This is a genomic window from Granulicella sp. WH15 (genome assembly GCF_009914315.1).
Taxonomy (GTDB): Bacteria; Acidobacteriota; Terriglobia; order Terriglobales; family Acidobacteriaceae; genus Edaphobacter.
Genome location: NZ_CP042596.1, coordinates 707,955 through 731,176, shown reverse-complemented (window position 1 = coordinate 731,176; position 23,222 = coordinate 707,955). Strand labels below are relative to the sequence as shown.

Genomic DNA, 23,222 nt, shown 5'->3' with positions numbered 1-23,222 from the left:
ATCCCTAGAATAGACACATGAGCATGGATGCGCGAGTTGAGAACCGGATCTACGATGTGCTGGTGATTGGGGCGGGGCCGACGGGGTTGGCGTGTGCGATTGATGCGCAGCGGGCGGGGTTCTCCGTGGTGGTCGTCGATAAGGGCTGCCTGTGCAACTCGCTGTTTCACTACCCGGCGCATATGACCTTCTTTACGACGCCGGAGCTGCTCGAGATCGGCGATATGCCCTTCGCCAGCCCAAACCAGAAGCCCAACCGCAATGAGGCGCTCGAATACTACCGCAAGGTCGCCGAGCACTATCGGCTGGACGTGCGGCAGTACCTGACGGTGGAGCGGGTCTCGGGCGCGGATGGCGAGTTTACCGTGCATATGTCCGATAAATTCGGGCGAGCGGTGGAGGTTCGGGCACGGAAGCTGATCGTCTCGACCGGGTACTATGACCTGCCGAATTACATGGGTATCGAAGGTGAAGAGCTGAGCAAGGTGAAGCACTACTATCACGAGCCTCACCCGTTCTTTGGGCTGAACGTGCTGGTGATCGGGGGGAAGAACTCGGCTGCGATTGCCGCATTGGACCTGTGGCGGCATGGAGCCAAGGTGACTCTGGTGCATCGCGGCGCGGAGATGCACCGGCATGTGAAGTACTGGATTCTGCCGGATATCAATAACCGCGTGAAGAACGGGGAGATTACGGCTTACTTCTCCAGCTCGGTAAAGAAGATTGGAGAGGATGAGGTAGTGCTGTCTACCCCTGACGGAGAGGTAACGATTGCGAATGATTTTGTGTTCGCGCTGACGGGGTATCACCCGGACTTCGAGTTCATCGAGCGGCTGGGAGTGAAGCTGGATGAGGCCAATGCGCGGTGCCCGGTGTGCGATCCGGCTACGCATGAGAGCAATGTGCCGGGGATCTATCTGGCGGGCGTGATCGTGGCTGGGGAGCGGACGAACGAGGTGTTTATCGAGAACGGACGCTTCCACGGGAAGCTGATTGCGGACTCGCTGCGTGCCTCGCTCAGCACTCTAGCGAAGGGCTAATATTTCTCGGGCCTCACGCTGCCGACCAGCGGGAGGCCCTCGGATATTGACTTACCCACGCCCGCCCCGAGGACCGCACGAAGTGCCGCCCGCCCGGCGCGAGGGCGCTTTTTATCTTTACCCGATTACCCTGCGCAGGAAACCGCGCATCCCCAGCCAGCTCAGCAGCACAAGGAAGAAGCAGAGCATCCCGAGGATGAGCGGCTCGGGCATGTGTGCGCCGGGAATCAGTGACGCGCGGAGACCCTCGCTCATGTACACGATGGGGTTGATGAGGACTCCATATTGCAGGTACGGGATCGGCTTGAGCGCGGCCCAGGGGTAGTAGACGCAGCCGAGGAAGGTGATCGGCATGACGACCACGCCGAAGATCAGGCCGATCTGCTGCGGCTTGACCGAGGTGCCGATGGTCAGGCCGAGCGCCCCGGCAGTGAGGCTCGCCAGCACCAGCACCAGCAGCAGGAACGGCCAACTGGAGACGTGGGCGACGACCGGCGTCGAAGGCACGTAGTAGGCCAGCGGGAAGACCACGGCGGCGGCGATCATGCTCTGCATGGCCGAGAAGACGATCTTCTCCGCAGCCACGGCGGCCACGGGCAGCGGGCACATCACGCGGTCGTCGATCTCGCGGGTGATGCCGAACTCCTGCGCCAGCGGCAGGGCCACGGCGGCGATGCCCGAGAACATGATCGCCACCGCCATCAGGCCCGGCAGCAGGATCGTCGAGAAGTTAGAGCCGGTGGCCTCGGCCATGTGGGCCGTGGGGTTCATGCCCGCGCCAGCTCCGCCGCCCGAGATATGCGGCATGATGTACGTGAAGACGAAGAGGAAGAGCAGCGGGTTCATGCAGACGCGGATGACGAAGGGAAACAGCTCGCGGCGCAGCACGTAGAGGTCGCGCAGGAAGAGTCCGGCGAAAGCGCGGGTGTACTGGGTGAGGTTCGAGGCGGGGCTCTCGATGGTGGCCGTGCGGATGGCGGTGGTGCTCATGGGGACCTCTTGGGAGTCGGATTACTCGCGAAGATCGCGGCCGGTCAGTTGGATGAAGACGGTCTCGAGGCTGGTCTCGGTGATGGTCATGTCGCGCAGCCCGAAGGGGTTCGCGGCGGTAACGACTTCAGAGAGTAGCCCGTCGGCCCCGTGAGCTAAGACTCGGATGCCCTCGGGAGTCGGCTCGGCCTTCGTAACGCCGGAGAGCAACTTGAGCGAAGCTGCCAGCGTGGCGATGCCCCGCGAGTCGCGGAGCTGAAGCTCGTAGACCTTCTGCGCACCGACCGAGTTCTTCAGGTTGGCGGGGGTGTCCTCGACCAGGATCTTGCCGTGGTCGATGATGGCGACGCGGTCGCACAGCTCGTCGGCCTCCTCCATGTAGTGCGTGGTCAGGACGACGGTGATTCCCTCCTCGCGCAGGCCGCGCACGGCCTCCCACATGGCGATGCGGGACTGCGGATCGAGGCCCGCAGATGGCTCGTCGAGGAAGAGCACCTTGGGCCGGTGGGCGATAGCGCGGGCGATCTGGACGCGCTGGGCCAGCCCTCCGGAGAGCTGCGAGGGGTAGGCGTTGACGCGCTCGGAGAGATGGAACTGATCGAGGAGCTGGGCCGTGCGGGCCTTGGCCTCGGCGCGGGAGAAGCCGAAGTAGAGGCAGTGGAAGTTGATGTTCTCGGCGATGGTGCAGGCGCGGTCGAGCGTGTTGTACTGGGGCACGACGCCGATAGAGCGGCGGGCAACGGCAGGGTTGGCGACGACGTCCACTCCGGCGATGCGGACCACCCCGGAGCTGGGCAGCACGCGGGTGGTGCAGATGCTGATGGTGGTCGTCTTGCCCGCGCCGTTGGGGCCGAGCAGGCCGAAGATCTGGCCGGAGCCTACTGCGAGGTCGATGCCATCGACGGCGACGACGCGCTGCTTACCTTCGTAAATCTTGTTCAGTCCCTGGACTTCTACGATCACTCGGATTCCCTGTTCTAGTTCCCGGTCTGGGCCTATCTCGCGTGCCTGACCCGATTATAGGCACCTTCGTTGAATCGGAAGCGGTAGAATCGGGATATGGCGCAAGGATGGGAAAGCAAATCGGTCGAAGGACAGCAGGCGGAAGCTACGCAGGCTAAGGCGGCAGCGGCTGAGAAGGCTGCGGCGAAGGTTGTCGCCGAAAATAACATTGTGGCCGACGCGAATCGCCGGCGGAAGGTGCAGGAGCTGGAGTTGCAGCGGGAGCGCATCCTTTCGGAGCGGACGTCGAATGTTCATCGGCGGACGGCGCTGACCAATGCGCTGGCGGATATTGAAGAGAAGCTCGCCGAGCTGGGCTGGACGCTGCACCTGTAGGCGAGAATCTCAGTCCCGACCAGCGGGAGGCCATGCGAAGCAGTAAAAAGGCGTGTGAACGCCCGCCCCGCGCGTAGCGGGCCCGTCCGGCAGGACGTCTTTCCTCTTTTGAAGAAAGCATACCTCGGGGGCTAAAGCCCGCATTGTGCATGGCTTTAAGTGTCCGGGCTAAAGCCCGGACCTACCCCAGAGGCAACAGCAACAACAAAAGCAACGGCAAAAGCAAAAACAGAAGCAGATTCCTCCGCTTCGCTCCTGAATGACAACCAAAAGAACAAGCAACGACAAGAACAGGAACAGGCAACGGCTGGTCGTGGGTGGGGATTGTTTGCTTCCCCACCCGGTTCTGTGGCCGTTTAGGAGTGGCGGTTGAAGACCGTTGAGTTGGCCTGATCGACCGTCGTCATCACGATGTCGTGGATGTTGACGTGAGCGGGGCGGGTCGCTACCCAGACGATGGTATCGGCGACGTCTTCCGGCTGTAGCGGCGTGATGTTGGCGTAGACCTGCGCGGCGCGCTCCTTGTTGCCACGGAAGCGAACCTCCGCGAAGCTGGTCTCGGTCATGCCGGGGTCGATGGAGGTGGCGCGGACGGGGGAGGCGATCAGGTCGATGAGGAGGCCCTCGGTGATGGCCAGCTCGGCAGCCTTGGTGGCGCAGTAGACGGCCCCGTTGGCGTAGGTCTCGTGGCCCGCCGTGGAGCCGAGGTTGATGACGTGGCCCGCACCGCGCGCGACCATGCCCGGGACCACCGTGCGGGTGACGTAGAGCAGCCCCTTGATGTTGGTGTCGATCATCTCTTCCCAGTTCTGGACGTCGTCCTCCCAGAGCTTGGTGAGTCCGCGGCTGAGGCCTGCGTTGTTGACCAGAACGGCGATCTCCTGCCACTCGGGATCGAGGTCGGCGCCCAGCTCGGCCTCAACGGCGGCGCGATCCTGCACGTCGAGCTTGATGTTGAGCACATCTTCGGCTCCCGCTTCGAGGAGCTGGGGCGTCAGCTCGGTGAGGACTTCGAGACGGCGGGCGCAGAGGATGAGTTTAGCTCCGAGAGCCGCGAAGGCGAAGGCAGTGGCACGACCGATGCCCGAGGTTGCGCCGGTGATGAGGACGATCTTTCCGCGAAGAGATAGCATGGTCATACCTTTGTACCAGCTTTGACCATTGCCGTGCATCAATAAGTATCCCCACTGCGGCTCAAGGGTGCGGAGGAGCAGTGGGGACAGTGTTTTACCGAATGGTTACTGAGCCGGAGGAGCCGAGGTCGGCACGCCGATAGCCGCTCCCGAGACGATCAGGTCGACACGGCGGTTCTGCTTGCGGCCAGCGGCGGTGCCGTTATCGGCCACCGGGTTGGCCTTGCCGTAGCCCGCCGAGGTGATGCTGCCCGGGTCCGTGCCCTGGGAGATCAGGAAGTCCTTGACCGTGTTGGCGCGGTTCTCCGAGAGCTTCTGGTTATAGTCGTCGCTGCCGACGCTGTCCGTGTAGCCCTCCACCTGCAGCTTCAGGCTGGGGTACGCCTGCAGGATGACCGCAACCTTGGCGAGCGAGATCTTGGTGTCCTGCTTCAGGGTGTAGCGACCGGTATCGAAGAGCACATCGGACAGGTTGACGATGAGCCCGCGAGCGGTCTCGTTGGTCTGGAGCACCTTGTTGAGCTGAGCGCGCAGGCGCTCGCGGGCGGCGGTTACCTCCGCAGCGGAGCGGGCAGCGGCGTCCTGAGCAGCGGCGGCGGCGTGCTGGGCGCGTAGACGCTCGGCTTCCGCCTGGGCCTGTGCGGCAGCGGACTGGGCGGCAGCAGCCTGGGCCTGGGCAGCCTGGAGCTGCGACTGCTGAGCGGCAAGCTGGGACTGCTCAGCCTCGCGCTGCGCCCGCTCCTTAGCTGCCTGATCGTTGCGGCGGCGCTCGTCGGCCTTCTTGCGCAGGGTGCTGATGCGGGCATCCTCGGCGCTCTGAACGGCTCCGCGGGCGAAGGTGATCTCCATCTTCAGGTCACGCTTCTTGTTCGAGTCCATGTCGGCCGCGTTCTTCAGCGCCAGCTTGGCCTTGGCCATAATGTCGGGAGCGTACTGGTCGGCCCCGGCTGCCTGGGCGATGCGGACCGCGTTATAGGCCTCATACAGCTCCAGCGGCGACTTCTCATTGCGGGTGATGGGGTTCTCGTTGGTGCCCTGGAAGGTGTAGATGCCGCGCGGCATCAGGGTGGCCTTGGTGTTCACCTTCTCGAGCACGCCGTTGGTCTTGTCGTTGATGATGACGTTCTTGACCACGATGACATCGGAGGGCGTGCTGACGGCGAAGTAGGGCTCGGCCGTGATGATGAGGCCGAAGGCCTGGAGCGCGGTGGTGACCTGGATGCTGGACTTGCCGCCCGACGAGGGCAGGATCTCGCCCAGGTTGACGGGGCGGCCCTCCGGCGTGATGGCCCAGAGAACGTAGGTCAGGTACTCGGCGCCGAAGCTGTTGGCGGGGGTGAGACCGGAGAACTTCGCGTCGATGCTGGTCTGGCCGTTCTGGCTCTTGACGACAGCCTCGCCCTTGGCGGCCTGGAGCAGCTCGGTGCCGACGAAGCCGATCTTGGTCGAGCCGCTGCGGTGCAGGTAGTTGACGGCGTCGATGTCGCGCTGGACGACCTTTACCTGGTAGAAGAAGACGTCGCCGTTCTGGGTAACGACGGCTCCGGCGGGTGCGGGAACGCTGGTCGGGTTCGGCTCCTGCGCGGAGACCAGGGCAGGCAGCGAGAGCGAAAGAGCGAAGGCGGCGCCAAGGAAAAAGGCGGGGGTACGGCGGCGTGCGATCGTGCTGAGATTCATGAGTCGTAGTCTCCTGGAGCGGAACCGGCAGTGCTTGCAGACAACGCTGCTTATACGGATGCCCGGAAGAGAGGAAAGGTAGTCCGATGTTGCAGATGCACGTTCGTAGCAAAACGCTCAATCCCGCCCAGAGGGAGGGTCACGCGAAGCTTTAAAAAGGCGTACAAACGTCCGCCCACCGCGCAGGAGACCCGTCCGGGATGACATATCTTTGCAGACACCAAAAAGCCCGGACCATTTAGTCCGGGCTTTTTGGTGACTTGGGTCATCGACTACGCGTGGTGTGCGACCGCGCTGTGGCGCTGGACGAAGTGGTACGGCGGCCAGGGGCCGGAGAGCTGCATACTGCACTCCTTCAGCTCCGCCGTGGCCGAGGTGTACTTGTTCTGGTAACGCTCGACCGTCTTGTTGTCGATCAGATGAGCGATGTCGAGCAGCATCTTGCCGGAGTCGGTGCGCTTGCAGGTGATCTCCTCAGCCAGCGGCAGGAACATCCGGTGCATCTGGATGGACAGCGCGCGGGCGCGGGACTGGCGCTCGCGCTGACGGCTGGCGCTCTCGCGCAGGCTGGTCAGGTACTGCTGGCCGACGGTCATGTCGCGGGCAGAGGTGCCGGGGCAGGTGTCGTCGACGAGCACCTTCAGGTGCATCTCGGCCTTGCCGCGCAGGCGCTCGACATTGGCCAGGAAGTGACGCTGGTTGGAGCGGACGGAGCGACGGAGGCTGTCGTCGTCCTGAAACGTGGTGGAAAACCGGAAGGGCAGGACGGTGGAGAGCTTGAATACCTCGGCGATGACGCGGGCGTGATCTTTGGCGGCCTGCTGGTCGAGACGGGCCTTGTCGTCTTCAGCGTGCTCGGAGACGATAACGGCCAGGTCTCCGGTTGGAAAGAGGAAGGTCTGGTTGTTGAAGATGCCGGTGACGCCGGTAAGGGGCATTGGACGGCGGTGACGAAGCAGTTCCGGAAAAGACATTCTTTCTGCGATGCAGTAGGCGTACCATGCCATGGCGTTGACGCTCCGAGACGCCTGGGGGGTCTAGTGCCCGATCCGGCGTAAGTTGGTGAAATAAGACGGTTAGTATTACCTGGCCTCGAACGAGTTCACCCTGGCGCGTGCGCGAATACCGTACTGAGCCGAGTGCGAAACGGATAGTAAGCCTATGAGTAAACAATTGGCAACAAATTCCTTTAACTGGAACAAATTTTCAGGATTTGGGCGGTTTTTGCGGGACGGATTGTTGTTACGCGAAGCGTCGAGAACCGCACGAAGTACCGTCCGCCCGGCGTGAGGGCGCTTTTGTTGTTGTCTTTGCTTCTGGGGTAGGTCGGGGCTTTAGCCCCGACATTAAAACTCGCCAAAGAACTGGGCTAAAACCCGGACCTACCCTAGAAACAACGGCAAAAACAATGCCTACTTCGCCGGAGGCCCGTTCAGAATCTGCTGGACCGGGTCGGGCAGGGGCTGATCGGCGTTCTTCAGCAGCAGCGTGACCTGCCACATCTGGGTATCCGAGAGCAGGTGCTGGTAGCTGGGCATTCCCGACAGGCGAATCCCGTTTGCGATCTTCCAGTAAGTCTCGCCCGGCTCGTCGTCCGAGACCCCGACGACGCTGCTCGCGGTGTGTTTCTTCCACAGTTGCGGGGCCTTGGGGAACATATAGCGAGCATACGGGCGGTCGTGGCCGGGGGTACCGTGGCACTCGGCGCACTGGGCCCGGTAGACGCGGGCTCCAGCCTCGAAAACATCCTCGCTGATGCCGAACGGAGGGTGCTTCATCTCCCCGGCGATGCGGGCGTGCAGCGGGACATGGACGACCTGGGCCTCGAACGGAAAGGCCGGATCGCCGGTCGAGACAGGCAGATGGCCAAAATGCAGATACGCCCAACCGCCCGCGGCGACTAGCACCAGCGCCAGTAAAAACCCCAGAAAAAACGGGAGAAAGCCGCCGGAACGTCTACCTGAGCTGGATCGTGTGGCCATGGGAGCAGAAAACCTTTCGCAACGAGGTGACTGAGTTTATCGTGTTTGCCGCCAGAATCGAGCGGCGGGTGTTCTAATACAAAGATGCAGCGGCGAAGAAAACTTACCATCGCCGGACCTGTCCGATTACGGTATCAAACTGCGGGAGCGAAGCGTTGAACTCTGTTGGCACGAAGAAAATTCTGGGCGTAAAACGCGCCCTTGTTGCGGCCTGTCTCGCGGCCGCGGTAGTAGCAGCAACGGTTCCGGCCCAGGCGCAGAGCGCAAGCAGAATTCGGCGCGAGAGCAACCAGAACCGGAAGAACCGGATTCAGCGCACGGTCGACGAAACCTACAGCCATCGCTACGAGGCAGGCGGCGGCGGCGGATTCCTGCGCTTCCGCTCGGGCAGCAACCTGCAGCAAAGCTCCGAGGTCTCGTTCTGGGCGAACAATACCTACTATCTGGACCGGAAGCTCGGCATCACCGGCCAGGTAAACGGCTCCTACGGTAACGCCAAGCTGGGGAACAACGGGCTGATCCAGTACAACCCGAAGATCTCCGAGTACACCTTTATGGCGGGTCCGACCTATCGCTTCCGGATGCGGGAGAAGTACGCGCTCAGCGTCTTCGTCACCGGCGGTCTGGCGCTGGGCAAGTTCGACGGCGACTCCAAGGGATTCACCTCGCAGGACTTCCAGGACGCGGGCTATCACCTGTGGAACTCGGGCTACTCGGGCGCGGTCTCGGCCGGGGTGAACTTCGACTACAACTTCTACCCCAACCTGGCCCTGCGTATCTCGCCGCTCTACAAGGCAACGACCTTCGGCGGCAGCGTCCAGAACAACAAGGGCTTCGACATGGGCCTGGTCTACCGGTTCGGCAAGCTCAAGTAGGTACTTCGTACCGTTCTCGGGGCGGTATGGGGGAACGATTTTCTTAGGTCCTCCCGTTGGTCGGAAGCGAGCATCCTTCCAGACCAGCGGGAGGATCTTGCTCTTGATCGAGCCTCCTCAAAATACCTGAATACCCGCGCTAAAATCTTTTCGAGGGAATCACAAACAATGGTCACGGTTAAGCAAGGCGATCTGGTCGAGTCCGTAGCGGACGCGCTACAGTACATCAGCTTCTATCACCCGGTGGACTACATCGAAAACCTGGCGCGAGCCTACGAGCTGGAGCAGTCGCCCGCCGCTAAAGACGCCATCACGCAGATCCTCATCAACAGCCGCATGTGCGCCGAAGGCCATCGTCCCATCTGCCAGGACACCGGCATCGTGACCATCTTCCTCAAGGTCGGCATGGAGGTCCAGTTCGTCGGCGACGACGGTGGCTCGCCCACGCTCTCGCTACAAGAGATGTGCGACGCGGGCGTGCGCAAGGCGTGGCTCGACCCCGATAACAAGCTGCGCGGCAGCATCCTGCGCGACCCCGCCTTCTCGCGCAAGAACACGGTGGATAACACTCCCTCCGTCGTCGAAGTGGCGCTGGTTCCCGGCGCGAAGGTCGATGTGATCGTCGCGGCCAAGGGCGGCGGCAGCGAGGCCAAGACCAAGTTCGCCATGCTGAACCCGTCGGACTCCATCGTGGACTGGGTGCTGAAGACCGTGCCGACGATGGGCGCGGGCTGGTGTCCGCCCGGGATGCTCGGCATCGGCATCGGCGGCACGGCCGAGAAGGCCATGCTGCTGGCCAAGCAGTCGCTGATGGACCCGATCGACATGCAGGAGCTGAAGGCGCGCGGGCCGCAGACGAACATCGAAAAGCTGCGCATCGAGCTGTACGACAAGGTGAACGCGCTCGGCATCGGCGCACAGGGACTGGGCGGGCTGACGACCGTGCTCGACATCAAGATTCTGGACTGGCCGACCCACGCGGCCAACCTGCCGGTGGCGATGATCCCCAACTGCGCCGCGACGCGGCACGCGCACTTTGTGCTGGACGGCTCGGGACCGGTGGCGCTCGATCCGCCGAACCTGGCCTCGTGGCCGAAGCTGACGTACGACGTGCATACGGCTACGCATGTGAATCTCGATACCGTGACTAAGGATGATGTGAAGTCGTGGAAGCCGGGCGAGGTACTGCTGCTGACCGGCAAGCTGCTGACCGGCCGCGACGCCGCCCACAAGCGCATGACCGACATGCTGAACCGCGGCGAGACGCTGCCGGTCGACTTTACCGGGCGATTTATCTACTACGTGGGGCCGGTGGATGCGGTGCGCGACGAGGCCGTCGGACCTGCCGGACCGACGACTGCGACCCGCATGGATAAGTTCACGCGGCAGATGCTCGAGTCCACCGGGCTGCTGGGGATGATCGGCAAGGCCGAGCGCGGGGATGCCGCGATTGAGGCGATCCGCGACAACGAGGCCGTGTACCTGATGGCGGTCGGCGGCGCGGCCTACCTGGTCTCGAAGGCGATCAAGCACTCGCGGGTGCTGGCGTTTGAGGACCTGGGGATGGAGGCGATCTACGAGTTCGACGTGGTGGATATGCCGGTGACGGTGGCGGTCGATTCAAAGGGCACGTCAGTGCATAAGACGGGTCCGGCGGAGTGGTCGAAACGCATTGCGGCGAGCCAGGAGCTGGCTGGTGTCGCGATCCTGGGCCAGTAACTCTCCGAAGTAGAGAGGTGCGGTCTGGTTCGCGGTCAGAAGATGTCGTCGAATCGCGGATTCGGCTGGGAGTAAGAGCAGGAGGGATAGCCGAATTGCATTCAGTCTGCCATGATTTTGGGCGGAAGAATGGCTTATTTTTTTGCTATTTCAAAACGCAGGAGGGGGCTGCAGCCCCGAGCCGGGCTGGCCACGCCGTCGATGGAAGGGGTTCCATCAAGGGTTAGAAGCCTTCGCAAAAGGCCATGAAGACGCTGCCCACCAGGACAACGACTACGGCGCAGATACCAAACAGAAACGGACCTTGTGACAGAGTACGCATGGTTTCCCTCATTCTCTTGTGACAGTTCTTATGGGGTGTTTCAGGGGTCGATGAACTTACTTCATCGACGGGGAGCGCCGCTTACTTGAGCAGCGATCGCCAAAGATAACTTAAAAGCAAGAGACTTGGCCAGGTCGAAAGTACAAAAACAGCGTCCGGCACAGGACGTCTTTGCTTCTGTCTCTGACAAGCCTTTTGAGCTGATCTGTCCGCTAGGAGTTGCCCGCGATAACGGCGGTCTTGTGGAACGCAGCAGGGGCGAGCGTCGCCGGCAGATAGAGGAAGAAGGTCGTTCCCTGCCCCGGCTCGGAGTGGACCTCGATGCTGCCGTGCAGCTTCTCCACATACTGCCGCACCACGTCCATGCCGACGCCGCGGCCGGAGGTCTCGGTGACCTCCACCGCTGTGGAAAAACCTGGGGAAAAGATCAGGCGGAAGATCTCATCCTGCGAGAGCTGAGAGTCGGCCGCGACGATCCCCTGCTCGACCGCGCGGGCCAGAATGCGCTGCGCATCCAGCCCGCGGCCATCGTCGGCGACGGAGACGACGACCTGCCCCGCCTGGTACCCGGCCATCAGACGCAGGTGGGCCACCGGCCGCTTGCCCCCGGCAATGCGCTCCGGCAGCGTCTCAATGCCATGGTCGAGCGCGTTGCGGATCATGTGCGCCAGAGGGTCGGCCAGCTCCTCGGCGATGCTCCGCTCCAGTTCGACGTCCTCCCCCGCCAACTCCAGCGAGACCTGTTTGCCGCTGCGGCGCGACAGCTCCCGCACCATCCTCGCGGACCTCAGGAAGAGAGCGCCGACGGGCATCATGCGCATGCTCATCGCGCAGTGCCGCACCTCTCCGGTAATGTGCTCGAGCCGCGAAAACTCCTCACTCGCGACGGCGGACCGCATGTGGCTGCGCAGCCGCACCTGCACGCTCGCCATCTCGCCGAGCAGTTCCATCAGCCGCTCGATCTTCGCTGTCTCCACCCGGACCGTGCGCTGCTCGAAGTCTTCGCCGGGCTGCTGGCGCACGGCCGGCGCGGTCCAGCGCAGATGCTCGGGCGCGAGCAGCGCGGTGCCGGGCAAGCCGGCGACAATCTTCTGATTCACCCCCCGCAGCGACTCCAGCAGCGAGTTCATCTCGCGCACCGGAGGTTCGGACCTGTGACTCAGCCTGCACTGAAGCGCCTCGACCTCCTGCTTCAGATACTCCGAGACGCCGAGCAGCAGGTCCACAAGATCGGGAGTGATCGTGGTGCGCAGATTTCTGGCGTGATCGAGCAGGGTCTCGACCTCGTGCGTCACCCGCAGCACCTTGACCAGCCCGAGAAATCCGGCCAGCCCCTTGATGCTGTGAAACGCGCGAAAGACGCTGTGGACAACCTGCATCTGCGCGGGGTTACCCTCGAGCAGCAGGATCTGCGCCTCTATGCCGCTCAGGTGCTCGCCCGTATCCAGCAAGAACTCGACCATGAACTCCGGATCGTCCTTGAAGAGGAACGTCTCGGACACCCCGTCTGCCCCCGCAGCCTCTTCCCCGCTCAAGCTCATCGCCCCCTTCCGTTGCCCAGGACTGGCCTGCTGGCTGGGCTTCCTCCATAAGAGGTGTATCGGCAGAGGAGGCAGAGTACTTCAGCGGGAAGTTGAGCCCTGGAGGTATCCTCCGTAACCTGGACGCCAGAACGGCGAGGCAAGCGGCCTAAGATTATGTAACCGATTACGACTCTTGATGCCGCCGCGCCAGGGCTACGCGGGGAATCCCTTGCAAGTCATCGAGGAACTCGACATCCTGCCAGCCCGTCAGCAACTGCGCAATCGGCTCGCGCTGCCCGAAGCCAATCTCCATTGCGAGCAGGCCGCCCGGCCTCAGATGCCGCTCGGCCTGAGGCACCAGCCGGGCGTACACATCCATTCCCGTCGCTCCGGCAAAGAGCGCCTGCGAGGGTTCGTACTCGCGCACCTCAGGGTGCAACGAGGCTGCATCATCCTCGGGGATATACGGGGGGTTCGAGACGATGGCGTCGAAGAGGGCTTCATCTTTCAACGCAGCCAGCAGATCGGACTCGACGAACGTGATCGCGACCTGATTGTGCGCGGCGTTCTCTCTCGCAACAGCGAGTGCCGCTGGAGAAAGATCGACGGCAGTGACAGCCGCATGGGGCAGATATTTAGCCAGCGCAACCGCAATCGCACCCGAGCCAGTGCCCACGTCCACAATGCGGCCAGCGCCGGAAACCCGCGCCAATACTGCCTCTACGAGCAGCTCGGTCTCGGGCCGTGGAATTAGCACCGAAGATGTTACATGAAACGGAAGCCCGTAAAACTCCTGCTCGCCGGTGATGTACTGGATCGGCTCGAAGGTGAGACGTCGCTCGATGGCCCGCTGGTAGGCGGCCTGCTCGTCACGCGTAAAGATCCGCTCCGGGTGCGCGATCAGCGCCGTGCGCGAGATACCGAGCGTGTGCATCAGCAGCAGCGCCGCGTCCTGCAACGCGCGCTCGCGCAACTGCGGGTGCGCCGCAAGCTGGCCGGTGCCCCGGGTCAACGCCTCCTGAACCGTCATGCCTGTCCTCTGCGATCTGTTTAGTTCAGGAACATCATTCTATAGAGCGGATCACGCTGCGCGGGCTTGAAACCGGCGTCGCGGATGATGCGCCGCAGCTCCTCTTCGGTCGCGCCAGACGTGTATCCCGCCGCGCCCGAGAGCGCGCTGCCCACATCATTGCCGCCGAAGCGCAGCCCCATCTGCACTACCTTCAGCCCCTGCGTCTCGACGCTGGCCTGCACGTTCTCGATGTTGTCGAGGTACATGCGCGCGATGGCCAGGGTCTTGAGGTACTCGACCGCCGTGGCCTCTTCGAGACCGCCTGCGCGCTGCGCGCCACTGGGCTGGAAGGTGTAGGGGACGAAGGACGTGAAGCCGCCGGTCTCGGCCTGGAGCTGACGGATCGCCTCGAGCTGGGCCACGCGCTGCTCCATCGTCTCGCCCGCGCCGAAGATCATCGCCGCCGAAGTCTTCATGCCCAGCCGGTGCGCGGTGCGGTGGACGTCCGCCCAGCCTTCCACGTCGGGCGTGCCGGGGATCGAGTCCAACCCAGCGGTCTGGAGCCGCTGGATGGTATCGGCCACGGAGATGCCTGCACGATTGGCCAGAGCGAGGATCTCGCCCGCGCTGAAGCCCTGTACCCACAGTGAGGTAAAGCGGTCTTTGATGGCGGCGAGCAGACCTTCGAGCCGCTCCATCGTGAACTGGCTGGAGGAGGTGCCCGCGAGCCGTATCCCCGTGCCGCCCGCTTCGACGATGGTGCCAATGCGGGTGTAGATGGTGTCGAAGCTCGCGGTCTCGGCGGCCATCTCCGCCACGTCTACCGTCCCATCGACCAGGTAGGAGACCACTCCCTCGGGATGAAGCTGCCGACGCACGGCGTCCGCCTCCATCCCAATCCCGATCAGATCATCACTTGCAAAGCAATCCAGCGCCTGTTCCCGACTGATACCCATAAGGAAATTTTACGCCTCTCGCCGCCGCAGGATCAGCGCCGCGACCGTCGTCAGCAGCAGCACCGTAACGATGCCCTGCGACCAGACGCAGTAGATGCACCACTTCTCCAGCACGAAGGCCTCAAGATAGCTGAGGAAGCAGGCCGCAGCGAAGCCGATCTCGGCCAGTTGCAGGACGATCCAGAACCGGCCCAGCAGCGCCAGCACCAGCATCAGCGAGTAGCCTGCGATCCCCACCGTCGCCACCGGGATGTGCAGCTTCTTGCTGCCCGCGTCCTCGTCGTAGGAACGCGGCGGGAAGACGGCGAAGCGCGAGTGGTTCACCGCGCCGCAGTCCCAGTGCTCGCTGACGGCGCATGGCGGCGCGGCAGCCGGGTCCATGTTGTGCACCCGCAGGGCCATTACGCTTACCACCAGACCGGCCAGAGCCAGCGCAGCAATCAGGACTCGCAACACCATATTTCGCATCCGGTTATTTTATCCTTCGTCTCTTTTATCGAACGCTCTGCTCCTTTGACAGATCTGTGACGCATTCGGCACCATCGTCCGCTATCATTCCCCACATGCCGTCCTCGTTCAATCGCCGCCAATTCCTCTCGCTGCTGGGCGCTGGAGCCGCCGCCGCTGCGCTGCCCTCTTCCGCGCTGGCCTTTGCCGCTCCGAAGCAGGAGGACTTCAGCTTCCTCTTCCTCACCGACTCGCATCTTCAGCCGGAGCTTCGCGGCGTCGACGGCACCACCATGGCCTTCAAGCACGCGCGCAGCCTCCGCGCCGACTTCGCCATCCAGGGCGGCGACCACATCTTCGATGCGCTGGGCACGCCCAAGGCCACGGTGCTCCAGAACTACTCGCTCTACGACAAGGCCGAGCAGGATCTGGGGCTGAAGGTCCACCACACGCTGGGCAACCACGACGTCCTCGGCATCTACCCCAGCGGCGGGGTGCCGCCGACCGACCCGCTCTACGGCAAGAAGCTCTTCGCCGACCGCTTCGGCCCCACCTGGTACTCGTTCGACCACAAGGGTCATCACTTCATCGTGCTGGACTCCATCGGCATCACGGACGACCACCACTACCAGGGACGCATCGACGCCGACCAGATGCAGTGGCTGGCCAACGATCTGGCCGCGACGCCCGCGGGCACGCCGATCATCGTCACCACCCACATTCCGCTGGTGACGGCGATGAACAGCTACACGCCGCCCGCGCCGCAGTCCTCGCCGAGCGGGTTTACCTTCGTCAACGGGCCGGAGGCGATCAAGCTCTTCGAGGGGCACAACGTTCTCGGCGTGTTGCAGGGCCATACCCACATCAACGAGCAGGTGGTCTGGCACGGGGTTCCGTACATCACCTCGGGCGCGGTGTGCGGCAACTGGTGGCACGGCACGCGCATGGGCACGCCGGAGGGGTTCACCGTGGTCAGCGTCGCGAACGGCAGGCTGACGACGCGGTATGAGACGTATGGCTTCAAGTCGGTAGAGCCGCAGAATACGTAACTAGCGGCTCAAACCGGCACGGCGGTCGAGCCAGATGACGGCGCATCCGCACAGCATGAAGCCGATTGCGATCACGATGGCGTTCAGCGCGGTCTGTTGCCAGCCGAGTACGGACACGTTCAAAAACGGATAGGCATAGCGGCCCGTCGCCGCACCACGCGCGAGCGCATACCCCAGGTAGGCCAGCGGATAGATGGCCCACAGGAGAACGTGTCGCCACTCAAGGCCGCCCTTCCGGTAGAACTCTATCCAGAAGAGGGGAACGAGCACCGGCGTGACCATGTGCAGAAGCACATTCGCGACGGCGGAGCCGCCCGACAGCTCCGTCGTGCCATGCAGCAGAAGGGCGTAGATGACGCCGACGAGCAGAATCGCCAGCATCGTCCCCGCGACCACCCAATCCGCCCGTAAGCCGGAGCGAGCGGACGCGATGCTGGTGAAAACCACCGCCACGAGCAGGTTCGTCGTGATGGTAAAGAACGCGAATACGATCCAGAGGGTGAGCAGGATCGACGAGTTCTCGCGATAGACCACAATGCACTGCACCGCCAGGCCCGTCAGGGCGATGGCGGCGATGCAGGAGGCGGCGATCCGGCCTGCGGCTCCGATCTTCATACGTGGAGTCTCATGCCGGATCTACCTTGGCCGAAGTTACTGCAACAGGTCGATCACGTTCGCGATGAAGTAGCTCACAGGATCGTAGACGACCACGTAGCCGTCGTAGTAGCCCATGGAGTAGCCCGGCGGCGGCGGAGGCAACGTGCCGTACAGATCCGGCGGCAGCGGCGAGATGTACGGGATATAGGCGTACGGGAAGAATCCGCCGATGGCGAAGTGCGGACGGTGCGCCCGGTTGATGGAGGCAAAACGGCCCTGATAGAAGCGGAAGAGCACACTCCGGTCATTGGGACGGAAGTTGTACGACGGACGGTTCCGCGGCGGACGTCCCCACTGCGGAGGCCGACTGGGCCGATTCGGACGGCTGGGGCGATTGGGCCGGGCAGGCGGACGATTACCGCCGGGACGGTTGTTCCCGGGATTTGGACGGTTGTTGCCAGGGTTGGGCCGATTATTGCCCGGATTCGGACGATTATTGCCTGGATTGGGACGGTTGTTCCCCGGATTGGGGCGATTGCCGCCGTTGCCGGGCTGCTGCGGTCTTGCCGCCGGAGCGGGCCGCGTCTCCGGACGCTTCCCCTGCTCCTTGCCCCGATCCTGTGCTGCCTGTGACGGCATAGGCAACATCGCCAACGCAACACAGCCGAGAACTATTCTGCCAGCCAACCGACCAAGCTTCATTCCGCCTCCAAACTCAACGAGCAATTGCCAAGAAGCCTAACCCGTCGCCGGGAAGAACGCAAAATAAAGTTTGCTTGCAGACATTCAGGTACTTCGTACCGTGCTCGGGGGCGGTATGGGAGGACCTTAGAAGATTGCTACCGATACCGCCCCGAGAACGGCACGAAGTGCTCAGGCGGCGTCTACTGTTTCGCCCTTCATCTTCTGGGCCACGTCGTGCGCGATCAGCGCATCAATCGTCGGCTGTAACTGGCCTTCCATCACCATCGCCAACTGGTGGTTGGTCAGCCCGATGCGGTGGTCCGTCAGCCGGTTCTGCGGAAAGTTGTAGGTGCGAATCTTCTCCGAACGGTCGCCCGAGCCGACCTGCTGCTTGCGCTCCTTGGCCTGGAGCTGGTGGATGCGCTCCGCCTCCACCTCGTACAGCCGCGAGCGCAGCACGCGCATCGCCTTCTCGCGGTTCTTGATCTGCGACTTCTCATCCTGGCAGCTCACCACCGTATTGGTGGGCAGGTGCGTGATCCGCACAGCCGAGTAGGTCGTATTGACCGACTGGCCGCCCGGCCCCGACGAACAGAAGGTGTCGATGCGCAGGTCCTTGGCCTCGACCTTGATATCGACCTCCTCGGCCTCGGGCAGCACCGCCACCGTGATGGCCGAGGTGTGGACGCGGCCCTGCGTCTCGGTAGCCGGAACGCGCTGCACGCGGTGCACGCCGCTCTCGTACTTCATCTGCGAGTAGACCTTGTCGCCCTCGAAGATCGCCGTCACGTCCTTCAGCCCGCCGCCGATGCCGGACTCCGACTCCGAGAGCACCTGCACCTTCCAGCGGTGCTGCTCGGCGAAGCGCAGGTACATGCGGAAGACCTCGGCGACGAAGAGCGCGGCCTCGTCGCCGCCGGTGCCCGCGCGCAGCTCCACAATGACGTTCTTATCGTCGTTCGGGTCCTTGGGCAGCAGCATGATCTTCAGCTCTTCCTCAATCGGCTCGAGGCGCGGCTCAAGCGATGCCAGCTCCTCCTCGGCCATGGCGCGCAGGTCGGCGTCGCTGTCGGCCAGCATCGTCTTAGCCTCGGCAATACCCTCCGAAACCTTCTTCCACTCGCGGTACTTCTCGACCACCGGCTCCAGGTCGCGGCTCTCCTTGGCCGTGGCCTGAAACTTCTTCTGATCGGTCACCAGCGCGGGGTCGGACATCTGCTGGCTGAGGGCGTTGTAGCGGGCTTCCATTTGGGCAAGGCGGTCGAACATGGTGTCTCTCCTCCTGCCGGTCGCGGCAGGGTATCCATCTGAATTTTCTAAAGGAAAAGGGGGTGCGGGCAGGCGCAGCTAGGCAAAGTCATGACGCGGGGGCGTCATGCGGGAGCAGCTCACCGGGTTTGCGCTGGCAAAGTTCATCGCTCTTTAGATGATACAGCCTGACTTACGGATTCGAACCAGGCATCTGCCGGGATTCCCGGTGATAATGCTGGTATGCAGATCGGCATCGACAGCTTCGCAGCAACCTCCAAAGACCCCGTCACCGGCATTACCGTCAGCCCGGTGGAGCGCATTGCCAACCTGATGGAAGAGATCGAGCTGGCCGACCAGGTGGGCCTCGACCACTTCGGCCTGGGCGAGCATCACCGGCAGGAGTACCTCGACTCGGCCCCGGTGATGCTGCTGGCCGCCGCAGCCGCGCGCACCAGCAAGATCCGTCTGACCAGCGCGGTGACGGTGCTGAGCGCCGCCGACCCGGTGCGGGTCTTCCAGGAGTTCGCGACGCTGGACCTCATCTCGAAAGGCCGGGCCGAGATCATCGTGGGCCGCGGCTCGTTCATCGAGTCGTTCCCGCTCTTCGGGCTGAAGCTCGAGGACTACGACTCCCTGTTTGCCGAGAAGCTGGACCTGCTGCTGGCGCTGCGGGAGAGCACGCACGTCCACTGGAGCGGCAAGCATCGCACCTCGCTGAACGGGCAGGGGGTGTATCCGCGGCCGCTGCAAGACCCGCTGCCGATCTGGCTGGGGGTGGGCGGGACGCCGCAGTCGTTCGCTCGAGCCGGGGCGCTGGGGCTGCCGCTGATGGTCGCGATCATCGGCGGCGAGACGCACCGTTTTCGGCCGCTGGTCGATCTTTACTACGAGGCGGGCAAGCGGGCCGGGGTTCCGCGGGAGCAGTTGAAAGTCGGCGTTCATGCTCTGGGCTACGCCGCCGATACCAATGAACAGGCCGCCGATGACTTCTTCCCCGGCTACGCGCAGGCCTTCACCGAGATCGGCAAGGAGCGGGGCTGGCCGCCGACGACGCGGGCTCAGTTCGATGCCCTGCTGAGGCCTACGGGGGCGCTGCTGGTGGGCGATGCGGAGCGGGTGGCGGAGAAGTTGTTGCAGCATAGCGAGGCGCTGGGAGGCATCTCGCGGATCAGCTTCCAGATGAGTGTGGCGTCGTTGCCACATGCCAAGCTGATGCGGGCGATTGAGATTTTGGGCACGAAGGTAGCGCCGATTGTGCGCAAGGCAACGGCGTAAAAATCTTAGCTGCCGACCAACGGGAGGCCATCAGAAGATCATCCCTCCCATACCGCCCCGAGAACCGCACGAAGTGCCGCCCGCCCGGCGTGAGGGCGCTTTTTATCCTTTGCGGCCTCTAAGCGATATCTGCCGACATATCTCGCACAGCATCTTCCCCACCGGTTCGGCCTTCTGGCTACGCTTGTTCTTTTCTTCGATCGCCTGATACCGCCTGCAACGATCCTTGATATGAAAAAACTCGCTGCCCTCGGCCCAGACCGGGTCCATATCGGGCACATCGCCGAAGAGCGAATCCAGCCCAGCGGTGGGAACCTCGGGGTCACCGGCTACTTCAGCCTCAGGCCGGGGGAACAGGGAACGGGAAAACGAAGCCATTCCCTTAGGTTACTCAAAAACTCGTTTCCGACCATCTCGGTCGTACTTCTTTGAGAGCAAAAGAGGAATCTACCTAATCAGCACCAATCCACGGAGGTTCTGCCATGCTCTCAGTTCACGACGGTCAATGCGGTCTCTGTAGCCACTTCGGCGAAGAACACGCCAGAAACCAGGTTCTCGTCAGCATCCTCACCACCAAGCAGGCACCCGAGTCTCTGGTAGACGCCTGCGGCCTGCCCAAGAACGCCGCACTCCATCTGAAGGTCACCCCCACCAGCGGATGCGACGGCTTCCAGCCGGCGATGATGTCGTAACCCAGCGCCACCCCGGTTCATACACAGGCGACAGCTTCCCCCGTAGAATGCGGGAGACGCTGTCGTGTTGTTTTGCGGCCGCTTAAACTTTCGCGACCATCCAAATCGAAAGGCATCGAACCCACATGGAATACAGAAATCTAGGCAGATCCGGACTCAAAGTTCCCGAGCTATGTTTCGGGGCAGGTACCTTTGGCGCAGGCAACGAGTTCTTCAAGGCCTGGGGCGAGACCTCCCAGGATGAAGCCACCAACATCGTCAGCATCTGCATGGAAGCCGGTCTGAACTTCTTCGACACGGCCGATGTCTACTCGGACGGCGCCAGCGAGACCATGCTGGGCAAGGCCATCGCCCACCTGCACCGCGAAGACGTGCTGATCTCCAGCAAGACGACCTTCCGCCAGGGCAACCTGAAGGGGCCGAACGACGTGGGCTCCTCGCGCTACCACATCATTCAGGCGGTCGAGAACAGCCTGAAGCGGCTGAACACAGACTACATCGACGTCTACCACCTGCACGGCTTCGACGCGCTGACGCCGCTCGATGAGACGCTCTCGGCGCTGAACCACCTGGTGATCTCGGGCAAGGTGCGCTACATCGCCTGCTCGAACTTCTCGGGCTGGCACCTGATGAAGTCGCTCTCGATCTCCGAGCGCTACGGCTGGGCCAAGTACGTTGGGCACCAGGTTTACTACTCGCTGATCGGCCGCGAGTACGAGCACGAGCTGATGCCGCTGGCGCTCGACCAGGGCGTGGGCGCTCTGGTGTGGTCGCCGCTGGGCTGGGGACGCCTGACCGGCAAGATCCGCCGGGGCCAGCCGCTGCCCGAGAAGAGCCGCCTGCACAAGACCGCGGACTTCGGCCCGCAGGTGGAGGACGAGTACCTGTACAAGGTGGTCGACGCGCTCGATGAGGTAGCCACCGAGACCGGCAAGACGGTTCCGCAGATTGCGCTGAACTGGCTGCTGGGACGCCCGACGGTGTCGACGCTGGTGATCGGCGCTCGCAACGAGGAGCAGCTACGCGCGAACCTCGGCGCGGTGGGCTGGAAGCTGACGCCGGAACAGGTAGCCAAGCTCGACGCCGCCAGCGAGCCGACAATCGCTTATCCGTACTGGCACCAGCGCCAGTTCGTAGAGCGCAACCCCAAGCCGGTCTAACCGGCTCTGTCCTGCCGGACGGGCCCGCTACGCGCGGAGCGGTCACTTCGTGACGCGTATACCTTGTCTGGGTCAAGAAAAAGTAAGGGTCCTCCCGTTGGTCGGAATGAATATCTCAATTCCGACCAGCGGGAGGACCTTTGCTGTTGATCCTACCCAAACCGCCCCGAGAACCGCACGAAGTGCCGCCCGCCCGGCGTGAGGGCGCTTTTAGTTCTTTAAAGCTCTCCAGGCAATATCGCGGCGATACTGCATCCCCTCGAAGCGAATCCCCGCCAATGCCCCATAAGCCTTGTGCAGAGCATCTTCGAGCGTCGCGGCGGCGGCGGTGACAGCCAGCACACGCCCACCTGCTGTCACCAACTGCCCATCCTTGATGGCCGTGCCGGAGTGAAAGACAACTTCATCGGACGAGGGCACAGGGACTCCCGTAATGGCCTTCCCCGAGGTGTAGCTACCGGGATACCCCCCACTCGCGGCGATAACGCAGACACTAGCGCCACGCTTCATCCGGATCGGCAGCGAGTCGATCCGGCCGTCGATGGCTGCCTCAAAGACCGTCAGCAGATCGGTCTCGAGCCGCAGCATCAGGGCCTGGGTCTCGGGGTCGCCGAAGCGCGTGTTGAACTCCAGTACCTTGGGACCATCAGGCGTCAGCATCATGCCGCAGAAGAGCACGCCGACGAACGGCATCCCCTCCGAGCGCATCCCGTCCACGACCTTCTGGGCGACGTTCACGCGCAGCCACTCGATCATATCCGGCGTCACCAGGCTGTCGGTCGAGTACGCGCCCATCCCCCCGGTGTTGGGGCCGGTGTCGCCCTCGCCCACGCGTTTATGGTCCTGCGCGACGCCCAGCGTGGCCGCGTGCGTGCCGTCGCAGACCGCGAAGAAGCTGATCTCCGGCCCCACCAGCGTCTCCTCGATCACCAACTGCCCGATCGGCTCGCCCGTGACCACGCCATCGAACATCTGCCCCGCCGCCTCCAGCGTCTCGCGGTGGCTCTCGCACATGACGACGCCCTTGCCCGCCGCCAGCCCGTCGGCCTTGACCACCACCTGCGAGGCAAAGTCCTTCAGCTCGTGCTCGACGTCGGCCACCGAGCGACAAACAGCGTAGGCAGCAGTCGGAATATCGAACCGGCGCATAAACTCCTTGGCAAACGCCTTGCTGGACTCGAGCTGCGCGGCATCCGCCGTTGGCCCAAAGACCCGCACCCCACGCTTCTCGAGCAGATCCACAACCCCCAGCGCCAGCGGCACCTCCGGCCCAATCACCACCAACCCCGGCTGCTCACGCTCGACCAGCGCCAGAGTGCCTTCCAGGTCCGTTACCGCCACCGGCACGCACCGCGCCAGCTCCGCGATTCCGGCATTGCCCGGCATACAAACCACTTCGCTAACCCGCGCACTCTTCTTCAGCGCCCATGCCAGCGCGTGCTCACGGCCACCGCCGCCAATCACCAACACCTTCATCCCAACTCACCTCGTTTGCAAGCC

Annotated in this window: 23 protein-coding genes; 8 read left to right on the top strand and 15 right to left on the bottom strand. The window is 63.3% G+C overall.

Going from position 1 to position 23,222, the window contains the following annotated elements; translation table 11 throughout:
* The first annotated feature begins 17 nt into the window (after positions 1–17).
* Positions 18–1,040, top strand: a complete 1,023-nt coding sequence (locus FTO74_RS03290) for a YpdA family putative bacillithiol disulfide reductase (protein WP_255462471.1) — start codon at positions 18–20, stop codon at positions 1,038–1,040.
* Between the two features lie 117 nt (positions 1,041–1,157).
* On the opposite strand, the gene FTO74_RS03285 is transcribed toward FTO74_RS03290, so the two are convergent.
* Together FTO74_RS03285 and FTO74_RS03280 are read right to left on the bottom strand one after the other, a co-directional pair.
* Positions 1,158–2,030 (bottom strand): ABC transporter permease, encoded by an 873-nt coding sequence (locus FTO74_RS03285; RefSeq protein ID WP_162536862.1) that lies wholly within the window; start codon positions 2,028–2,030, stop codon positions 1,158–1,160.
* A gap of 21 nt (positions 2,031–2,051) precedes the next feature.
* A complete protein-coding gene (locus tag FTO74_RS03280) occupies positions 2,052–2,993 on the bottom strand; it encodes an ATP-binding cassette domain-containing protein (protein WP_162536861.1) in 942 nt (313 codons plus the stop codon).
* Between the two features lie 96 nt (positions 2,994–3,089).
* On the opposite strand from FTO74_RS03280, the gene FTO74_RS03275 reads away from it, so the two are divergent.
* Positions 3,090–3,368 (top strand): hypothetical protein, encoded by a 279-nt coding sequence (locus FTO74_RS03275; RefSeq protein ID WP_162536860.1) that lies wholly within the window; start codon positions 3,090–3,092, stop codon positions 3,366–3,368.
* A 356-nt stretch (positions 3,369–3,724) separates the two neighbouring features.
* On the opposite strand, the gene FTO74_RS03270 is transcribed toward FTO74_RS03275, so the two are convergent.
* From FTO74_RS03270 to FTO74_RS03255, 4 genes are all read right to left on the bottom strand, one after another.
* Positions 3,725–4,501: an SDR family NAD(P)-dependent oxidoreductase gene (locus FTO74_RS03270; protein WP_162536859.1), complete on the bottom strand. Its 777-nt coding sequence runs from the start codon at positions 4,499–4,501 to the stop codon at positions 3,725–3,727.
* Positions 4,502–4,606: 105 nt separating this feature from the next.
* Positions 4,607–6,178 carry an OmpA family protein gene (locus FTO74_RS19895; protein WP_162536858.1) on the bottom strand — a complete coding sequence of 524 codons (1,572 nt, stop codon included), beginning with the start codon at positions 6,176–6,178 and terminating at the stop codon, positions 4,607–4,609.
* A gap of 272 nt (positions 6,179–6,450) precedes the next feature.
* On the bottom strand, positions 6,451–7,185 hold the full coding sequence (locus FTO74_RS03260) for a GvpL/GvpF family gas vesicle protein (RefSeq protein WP_162536857.1): 735 nt from the start codon (positions 7,183–7,185) through the stop codon (positions 6,451–6,453).
* Between the two features lie 405 nt (positions 7,186–7,590).
* Positions 7,591–8,160 carry a cytochrome c gene (locus tag FTO74_RS03255; protein WP_162536856.1) on the bottom strand — a complete coding sequence of 190 codons (570 nt, stop codon included), beginning with the start codon at positions 8,158–8,160 and terminating at the stop codon, positions 7,591–7,593.
* 155 nt (positions 8,161–8,315) lie between these two features.
* Between FTO74_RS03255 and FTO74_RS03250 the strand changes: the two genes are divergently transcribed.
* Positions 8,316–9,035 (top strand): hypothetical protein, encoded by a 720-nt coding sequence (locus FTO74_RS03250; RefSeq protein WP_162536855.1) that lies wholly within the window; start codon positions 8,316–8,318, stop codon positions 9,033–9,035.
* A 168-nt stretch (positions 9,036–9,203) separates the two neighbouring features.
* A complete protein-coding gene (locus tag FTO74_RS03245) occupies positions 9,204–10,754 on the top strand; it encodes a fumarate hydratase (RefSeq protein ID WP_162536854.1) in 1,551 nt (516 codons plus the stop codon).
* Between the two features lie 534 nt (positions 10,755–11,288).
* On the opposite strand, the gene FTO74_RS03240 is transcribed toward FTO74_RS03245, so the two are convergent.
* From FTO74_RS03240 to FTO74_RS03225, 4 genes are all read right to left on the bottom strand, one after another.
* On the bottom strand, positions 11,289–12,617 hold the full coding sequence (locus FTO74_RS03240) for an ATP-binding protein (RefSeq protein WP_162536853.1): 1,329 nt from the start codon (positions 12,615–12,617) through the stop codon (positions 11,289–11,291).
* A gap of 166 nt (positions 12,618–12,783) precedes the next feature.
* Entirely contained in the window at positions 12,784–13,629 is an 846-nt protein-coding gene (prmC, locus tag FTO74_RS03235; RefSeq protein ID WP_162536852.1) for a peptide chain release factor N(5)-glutamine methyltransferase, read from the bottom strand.
* Positions 13,630–13,649: 20 nt separating this feature from the next.
* Complete coding sequence (locus tag FTO74_RS03230; RefSeq protein WP_162536851.1) at positions 13,650–14,567, bottom strand: dehypoxanthine futalosine cyclase; 918 nt, start codon at positions 14,565–14,567, stop codon at positions 13,650–13,652.
* A gap of 9 nt (positions 14,568–14,576) precedes the next feature.
* The gene (locus tag FTO74_RS03225; protein WP_162536850.1) at positions 14,577–15,035 is read right to left on the bottom strand and encodes a vitamin K epoxide reductase family protein; all 459 of its coding nucleotides are present in this window, start codon (positions 15,033–15,035) and stop codon (positions 14,577–14,579) included.
* A gap of 95 nt (positions 15,036–15,130) precedes the next feature.
* On the opposite strand from FTO74_RS03225, the gene FTO74_RS03220 reads away from it, so the two are divergent.
* Positions 15,131–16,063 carry a metallophosphoesterase gene (locus tag FTO74_RS03220; protein ID WP_162536849.1) on the top strand — a complete coding sequence of 311 codons (933 nt, stop codon included), beginning with the start codon at positions 15,131–15,133 and terminating at the stop codon, positions 16,061–16,063.
* On the opposite strand, the gene FTO74_RS03215 is transcribed toward FTO74_RS03220, so the two are convergent.
* The 3 genes from FTO74_RS03215 to prfA all read right to left on the bottom strand — a co-directional run bounded on the left by FTO74_RS03215 (position 16,064) and on the right by prfA (position 18,613).
* Positions 16,064–16,678, bottom strand: a complete 615-nt coding sequence (locus FTO74_RS03215) for a Pr6Pr family membrane protein (protein WP_162536848.1) — start codon at positions 16,676–16,678, stop codon at positions 16,064–16,066.
* Positions 16,679–16,714: 36 nt separating this feature from the next.
* The gene (locus FTO74_RS03210) at positions 16,715–17,308 is read right to left on the bottom strand and encodes a hypothetical protein (protein ID WP_255462607.1); all 594 of its coding nucleotides are present in this window, start codon (positions 17,306–17,308) and stop codon (positions 16,715–16,717) included.
* 225 nt (positions 17,309–17,533) lie between these two features.
* Positions 17,534–18,613 (bottom strand): peptide chain release factor 1, encoded by a 1,080-nt coding sequence (gene prfA / locus FTO74_RS03205; protein ID WP_162536846.1) that lies wholly within the window; start codon positions 18,611–18,613, stop codon positions 17,534–17,536.
* Between the two features lie 222 nt (positions 18,614–18,835).
* On the opposite strand from prfA, the gene FTO74_RS03200 reads away from it, so the two are divergent.
* Complete coding sequence (locus FTO74_RS03200; RefSeq protein ID WP_162536845.1) at positions 18,836–19,870, top strand: LLM class flavin-dependent oxidoreductase; 1,035 nt, start codon at positions 18,836–18,838, stop codon at positions 19,868–19,870.
* A 102-nt stretch (positions 19,871–19,972) separates the two neighbouring features.
* Here FTO74_RS03200 and FTO74_RS03195 read toward each other — a convergent pair whose 3' ends face one another.
* Positions 19,973–20,248: a hypothetical protein gene (locus tag FTO74_RS03195; protein WP_162536844.1), complete on the bottom strand. Its 276-nt coding sequence runs from the start codon at positions 20,246–20,248 to the stop codon at positions 19,973–19,975.
* Positions 20,249–20,352: 104 nt separating this feature from the next.
* Here FTO74_RS03195 and FTO74_RS03190 point away from each other — a divergent pair, with 104 nt between their 5' ends.
* Both FTO74_RS03190 and FTO74_RS03185 read left to right on the top strand, forming a co-directional pair.
* Positions 20,353–20,562: a hypothetical protein gene (locus FTO74_RS03190; RefSeq protein ID WP_162536843.1), complete on the top strand. Its 210-nt coding sequence runs from the start codon at positions 20,353–20,355 to the stop codon at positions 20,560–20,562.
* Positions 20,563–20,687: 125 nt separating this feature from the next.
* Positions 20,688–21,722 (top strand): aldo/keto reductase, encoded by a 1,035-nt coding sequence (locus FTO74_RS03185; protein WP_162536842.1) that lies wholly within the window; start codon positions 20,688–20,690, stop codon positions 21,720–21,722.
* A gap of 210 nt (positions 21,723–21,932) precedes the next feature.
* On the opposite strand, the gene purD is transcribed toward FTO74_RS03185, so the two are convergent.
* Positions 21,933–23,198, bottom strand: coding sequence for a phosphoribosylamine--glycine ligase (purD, locus tag FTO74_RS03180; protein WP_162536841.1), 1,266 nt, complete (start codon positions 23,196–23,198; stop codon positions 21,933–21,935).
* Positions 23,199–23,222: the final 24 nt, after the last annotated feature.

Coding starts and splice junctions, on each gene's coding strand:
- FTO74_RS03290 (WP_255462471.1), top strand. CDS start 18: ATGAGCATGGATGCGCGAGTTGAGAACCGGATCTACGATGTGCTGGTG.
- FTO74_RS03285 (WP_162536862.1), bottom strand. CDS start 2,030: ATGAGCACCACCGCCATCCGCACGGCCACCATCGAGAGCCCCGCCTCG.
- FTO74_RS03275 (WP_162536860.1), top strand. CDS start 3,090: ATGGCGCAAGGATGGGAAAGCAAATCGGTCGAAGGACAGCAGGCGGAA.
- FTO74_RS03270 (WP_162536859.1), bottom strand. CDS start 4,501: ATGCTATCTCTTCGCGGAAAGATCGTCCTCATCACCGGCGCAACCTCG.
- FTO74_RS19895 (WP_162536858.1), bottom strand. CDS start 6,178: ATGAATCTCAGCACGATCGCACGCCGCCGTACCCCCGCCTTTTTCCTT.
- FTO74_RS03260 (WP_162536857.1), bottom strand. CDS start 7,185: ATGGCATGGTACGCCTACTGCATCGCAGAAAGAATGTCTTTTCCGGAA.
- FTO74_RS03255 (WP_162536856.1), bottom strand. CDS start 8,160: ATGGCCACACGATCCAGCTCAGGTAGACGTTCCGGCGGCTTTCTCCCG.
- FTO74_RS03245 (WP_162536854.1), top strand. CDS start 9,204: ATGGTCACGGTTAAGCAAGGCGATCTGGTCGAGTCCGTAGCGGACGCG.
- FTO74_RS03240 (WP_162536853.1), bottom strand. CDS start 12,617: ATGAGCTTGAGCGGGGAAGAGGCTGCGGGGGCAGACGGGGTGTCCGAG.
- prmC (WP_162536852.1), bottom strand. CDS start 13,629: ATGACGGTTCAGGAGGCGTTGACCCGGGGCACCGGCCAGCTTGCGGCG.
- FTO74_RS03230 (WP_162536851.1), bottom strand. CDS start 14,567: ATGGGTATCAGTCGGGAACAGGCGCTGGATTGCTTTGCAAGTGATGAT.
- FTO74_RS03225 (WP_162536850.1), bottom strand. CDS start 15,035: ATGCGAAATATGGTGTTGCGAGTCCTGATTGCTGCGCTGGCTCTGGCC.
- FTO74_RS03220 (WP_162536849.1), top strand. CDS start 15,131: ATGCCGTCCTCGTTCAATCGCCGCCAATTCCTCTCGCTGCTGGGCGCT.
- FTO74_RS03215 (WP_162536848.1), bottom strand. CDS start 16,678: ATGAAGATCGGAGCCGCAGGCCGGATCGCCGCCTCCTGCATCGCCGCC.
- FTO74_RS03210 (WP_255462607.1), bottom strand. CDS start 17,308: ATGTTGCCTATGCCGTCACAGGCAGCACAGGATCGGGGCAAGGAGCAG.
- prfA (WP_162536846.1), bottom strand. CDS start 18,613: ATGTTCGACCGCCTTGCCCAAATGGAAGCCCGCTACAACGCCCTCAGC.
- FTO74_RS03200 (WP_162536845.1), top strand. CDS start 18,836: ATGCAGATCGGCATCGACAGCTTCGCAGCAACCTCCAAAGACCCCGTC.
- FTO74_RS03195 (WP_162536844.1), bottom strand. CDS start 20,248: ATGGCTTCGTTTTCCCGTTCCCTGTTCCCCCGGCCTGAGGCTGAAGTA.
- FTO74_RS03190 (WP_162536843.1), top strand. CDS start 20,353: ATGCTCTCAGTTCACGACGGTCAATGCGGTCTCTGTAGCCACTTCGGC.
- FTO74_RS03185 (WP_162536842.1), top strand. CDS start 20,688: ATGGAATACAGAAATCTAGGCAGATCCGGACTCAAAGTTCCCGAGCTA.
- purD (WP_162536841.1), bottom strand. CDS start 23,198: ATGAAGGTGTTGGTGATTGGCGGCGGTGGCCGTGAGCACGCGCTGGCA.